General features: G+C 71.1%; 6 protein-coding genes. 1 reads left to right on the top strand and 5 read right to left on the bottom strand.

Going from position 1 to position 4316, the window contains the following annotated elements:
* Positions 1-158: 158 nt before the first annotated feature.
* The 5 genes from gvpJ to HMPREF0731_RS12595 all read right to left on the bottom strand — a co-directional run bounded on the left by gvpJ (position 159) and on the right by HMPREF0731_RS12595 (position 2420).
* Positions 159-383, bottom strand: coding sequence for a gas vesicle protein GvpJ (gene gvpJ, locus HMPREF0731_RS12615; protein WP_007004529.1), 225 nt, complete (start codon positions 381-383; stop codon positions 159-161).
* Positions 384-471: 88 nt separating this feature from the next.
* A complete protein-coding gene (locus HMPREF0731_RS23150) occupies positions 472-972 on the bottom strand; it encodes a hypothetical protein (RefSeq protein ID WP_007004528.1) in 501 nt (166 codons plus the stop codon).
* Positions 969-1523, bottom strand: coding sequence for a hypothetical protein (locus HMPREF0731_RS12605; protein WP_007004527.1), 555 nt, complete (start codon positions 1521-1523; stop codon positions 969-971). Before HMPREF0731_RS12605 ends, HMPREF0731_RS23150 begins: the two co-directional genes overlap by 4 nt.
* Positions 1524-1563: 40 nt before the next feature.
* Entirely contained in the window at positions 1564-1938 is a 375-nt protein-coding gene (pyp, locus tag HMPREF0731_RS12600) for a photoactive yellow protein (protein ID WP_007004526.1), read from the bottom strand.
* Positions 1939-1985: 47 nt separating this feature from the next.
* Positions 1986-2420: a hypothetical protein gene (locus tag HMPREF0731_RS12595; RefSeq protein WP_040613109.1), complete on the bottom strand. Its 435-nt coding sequence runs from the start codon at positions 2418-2420 to the stop codon at positions 1986-1988.
* 276 nt (positions 2421-2696) lie between these two features.
* Between HMPREF0731_RS12595 and htpG the strand changes: the two genes are divergently transcribed.
* On the top strand, positions 2697-4316 hold a 1620-nt coding region (htpG, locus tag HMPREF0731_RS12590; protein ID WP_007004524.1), incomplete at its 3' end, for a molecular chaperone HtpG.

The following is a 4316-nucleotide window of genomic DNA, read 5'->3' as shown; positions in this document are numbered from 1 at the left end:
GCGCTCCGCGCGGAAGGCTGCGACGGTCTCCACGCCACGCGGCATCGGCCGGCGGGGGGGCAGAGGGGGAGGCTCCGGCATCATCGGTCCTGCGCAGCGGGCTCAGGGTGGGGCGCCGCTGCCGGCGCCCCCGGGAGAAGGCAGGCGGGCCGGCGCCGTCAGGCCGCGGCCGTCACCGCCGTCGGGTCCGTGGTCAGGCCCACCGCCTCCGCGTAGCGCAGATAGGTCTCGACCGAGGCGACGACGACGCGCGCCTCGACCGCGATCAGCTCGATGCCGACCAGCGCGACGCGCACGAAGGCGTCGATGACGATGCCCTTGTCGAGGATCCGGTCGATCACTTCCGCCAGGCTGCTGGAGGCAAGGCTCTTGTTGATGGTCATGGGTCAGTTCCATTCGTGGAAATGAGGGAAGGTTTTCATCCATCCAGCCTTCTGGCTGCCTACCGGCGCCGCGCGGCGCGGGATTCCGTCAGTCCCCGTTCAGGTCGTTCAGGAAATTCCCGACCAGGGCGCGATACTGGCTCACCGCATCGGCGACGCGATATTTCAGCGCCGCCGCCTGCACCATCAGCTCGGCCGATGTCAGCTCGGGATCGTCGAGGTCGAAATCGGCCACGACATCGGTGCGGGGGTCATAGGTCTCGAAGAAGCGGATCGCGTCCTCCAGCGTGTCGGCCACGTGGACATGGAACTGATCCTTGGCCCCCTCGGATTTGGTGAAGACACGGATGTCGGCGACGTAGCGGCCGTCATCGGTCTCGTAGAGGTTCAGCTCGTGCCAGAGGGCGGTGCCGAGGCGGTAGCCATTCTGCGCGCCGAGCTGGCGGCCCGAGAAGGAGATCGGCCGCGCGCCGGACTGGCGCAGCGTGATCACCCCGCCGCGCCCCAGCAGGCGCGGCTCCGGCAGGGCGGCGGCCGGCATCGGGCCGCCGCGCTCTTCCGCCGTGTCGAGGCTGTTGACGAATTTCATGGCATGGCTCCTGTGGCTGCGCCGCTGGGGCGATGGGAAGCGGGGGCGCCGCGCGGCGCCCCGAACACGGCGCGCAGCAATTCCTTCCAGCGCGCCCGCTGGAAGCTGGCCTCCCGATCGGCCAGCGCGATCAGATCCTCGGGCACGGCATGGTCGGGCAGCGGGCCGACCAGCGCCTCCACCGGCAGCGTCGCCACCGGGTCGTGCCCCTCGAACACCTCGCGGATGCTCTCCGCGTCGGGGCAGATCTCGGCGTGCTGGAAGCTGGGCAGGCCGCGGCGCTCGCGCCGGTGGCGCAGCACCGCCACGTAATCGCCGCGCAGGGTCTCCAGCACGGCGATCTCGGACCAGATGTCGCAGCCGCCCGCCTCGCTATTGGCCTCCAGCAGCAGCCGGGCCGGCAGTTGCAGCGGCCGCTGGCCATGGCGCGGCAGCACCGTCCAGCTGAACATGTCCTTCTGCGCGGCCACGGGGCCGGCGGCGGACGGTTCCTGTGGCGGCGGCGGCGCGGCCGCGCGGTCCAGCCGCGTGGCGATCGAGAGAGAGGCCATGATGCGTCGTCTCCTCGGCGTCGTCTCCTGGGGCGTCGCCTCAGAGGCGCTTGATGAAGACCCAGATGCCCTGGTCGATCGAGACCGACTTCATGTGCACGCGCACCTTCGCCGGCTTCATCTTGTAGTCGAAGGCATACTCGAACATCGTGTTGATGCTGCCCTGGGCGAGGGCCTGGTTGAACCGGCCCATGAACTGATGGCCCTTGGTGCAGGGGGCGATGTCGTTGAAGAAGTTCTTGCCCAGCACCTGGTCGGCGGTGCGGCCGGAGATCGCCACCTCGCCCGCATTGTACTTGGTGACACGGCCGGTGCGGTCGAGCAGCACCGCCCCGAAGGGCAGGCGATCCAGCCGCGACGGGTCGCGGGCGACGAGGTTGTCGATGTCGTCAGTGCCGAATTTCAACAGTTCCATGGTCGGATGGCCTTCCGGGGAGGGAGGGGGCAAGGCGGCTGGGCGGATCAGGCCCGCTGCGGCAGGGCGAAGAGCAGCTCGCCCAGCATGGCGCGCCAGTCGAGGAGCAGCTTCTCGGTGCGATGGCGCAGGGCGGCCGACCGCAAGGTCAGTTCGACCGGGCTGATGGACGGGTCGAGCGCGTCGAAGGCCGGTTGCAAGTCGCGCAGCGGGTCATAGGCTTCGAGCCAGCGGACCGCCTGCTCCACATCGGCGAAGGCGAGCGCCTCGCACCCGCCCTCCACCTTCTGGCCGCGCCGGAACAGGCGCAGGGTGAGCAGGATGCATCCATCGGCGCGGCGCCACAGGCTGGCCTGGTGGCCATCGCCGCCGCGCCTGGGCAGGCCGCCGGCTTCCGCCAGCTTCTGGGCCTGCGCCAGGACGGCGCGCTCGGCCGGCGGCCGGTCGCGCCCCGGCGCCATCCCGGATGCCACATTGGCCATGCCGAAGCCGGCCGCCTCGCCGGTCCGCCGGTTGGGCTTCGATGCTGTCTGGCGACGCGCCACGGGAACCACCCCTTATCGGAAGCTGGGCCAGTCTCGCCGGGCGCTGATAAAATCCGGTGAATGGCGGCGGGCTGTCGCGGGGCGCCAGAATTTTTCGCAGAGATTCCCCGCCGCCGCGGCGCCAGGGCGCGCCGCGGCCGCCCCGCTTGAACCGCCGCCCGCGCCGGCGCATATCGCGCCGCGCTGAAGCCTGAATCTGCGGGAGATGTCCTGATGAGCGAGGCCCTGGAACGCCATGAATTCGGCGCCGAGGTTGGGCGCCTGCTCGACCTCGTGGTGCATGCCCTCTATTCCGAGCGCGAGATCTTCCTGCGCGAGCTGGTCGCCAACGCCGCCGACGCGGTGGACCGCCGCCGCTTCGAGGCGCTCTCCGACCCGGCCCTGATGCCGCCGGGCGAGGCGAGGCTGCGCATCCTCCCCGATGCCGCCGCCCGCACCCTGACGCTGTCCGACCCCGGCATCGGCATGAGCAAGGCCGAGCTGGCGCAGCATCTCGGCACCATCGCGCGCTCCGGCACGCTGGCCTTCGCCCGCTCGCTGGCCGAGGCGCCGGCGGCCGACAAGCCCAGCCTGATCGGCCAGTTCGGCGTCGGCTTCTACTCCGCCTTCATGGTGGCCGAGCGGGTCGAGGTCACCTCGCGCCGCGCCGGCAGCGAGGAGGCCTGGGTCTGGGCCAGCGAGGGGCGCGGCGACTACACCCTGGCGCCCGGCCACCGCGCCGAGGCCGGCACCGACATCGTGCTGCACCTGAAGGAGGATGCGGCCGAGTTCCTCGACCCCTGGCGGCTGCAGGCGATCATCCGCAAATGGGCCGACCACATCACCATCCCCATCCTGCTGCTGCGCGACGGGCAGGAGGAGCCGGCGAACGAGGGCACCGCGCTCTGGCGCAAGCCGAAATCGGAGATCACCGAGGAGGCCTATGCCGAGTTCTACCGGCATGTGGCGCATGCCTTCGACACCCCCTGGGCGACGCTGCACTGGCGGGCGGAGGGCACGGTGGAGTTCACCGCGCTGCTGTTCGTCCCCGGCATGCAGCCCTTCGAGGTGGTGGAGGGCGAGCGGGAGAGCCGGCTGCGCCTGCATGTCCGCCGCATGTTCATCACCGACCAGGCGGAGCTGCTGCCGCCCTGGCTGCGCTTCGTGCGCGGCGTGGTGGACACCGAGGACCTGCCGCTGAATGTCAGCCGCGAGATGCTGCAAGCGACGCCGGCCTTGGCGCGCATCCGCAAGGCGGTGACCAGCCGCGTGCTGTCCGAGCTGAAGAACCGCGCCAAGGACGCCGAGTCCTATGCCGGCTTCTACGGGAATTTCGGCACCATCCTGAAGGAGGGCATCTGGGAGGATGCCGAGCACCGGCAGGAGATCGCCGCCCTGCTGCGCTTCCGCTCCTCCGCCGTGGAGGGCTGGACCTCCTTCGCCGACTACATCGCGCGGATGAAGCCGGGGCAGGAGGCGATCTATGTGCTCGCCGGCGACCGGGCCGAGGCGCTGGCCGCCTCGCCGCAGCTGGAGGGCTTCCGCGCCCGCGGTGTCGAGGTGCTGCTGCTGCCCGACCAGATCGACGCCTTCTGGCCCGAGCGGCTGGCCAGCGTCGAGGGCAAGGTGCTGCGCAGCATCACCCAGGGCGAGATCGACCTTTCCGCCCTGCCGCTGCTGGAGGAACAGAGCGAGGCCCCGGCCGACCTCGCCACCCTGCTGCCGAAGCTGAAGGCGGCGCTGGGCGACGAGGTGGCCGAGGTGCGGGCGACCGACCGGCTGGTGGACAGCGCCGTGGTGCTGGCGGCAGGCCCGGGCGGGCCGGACCTCGCCATGCAGCGCCTGCTGCGCCGC

The organism is Pseudoroseomonas cervicalis ATCC 49957, from assembly GCF_000164635.1.
In the GTDB taxonomy this organism is placed as follows: Bacteria; Pseudomonadota; Alphaproteobacteria; order Acetobacterales; family Acetobacteraceae; genus Pseudoroseomonas; species Pseudoroseomonas cervicalis.
The sequence above is the reverse complement of the archived record's forward strand: the minus strand, read 5'-3'. Positions and strand labels throughout refer to the sequence as shown.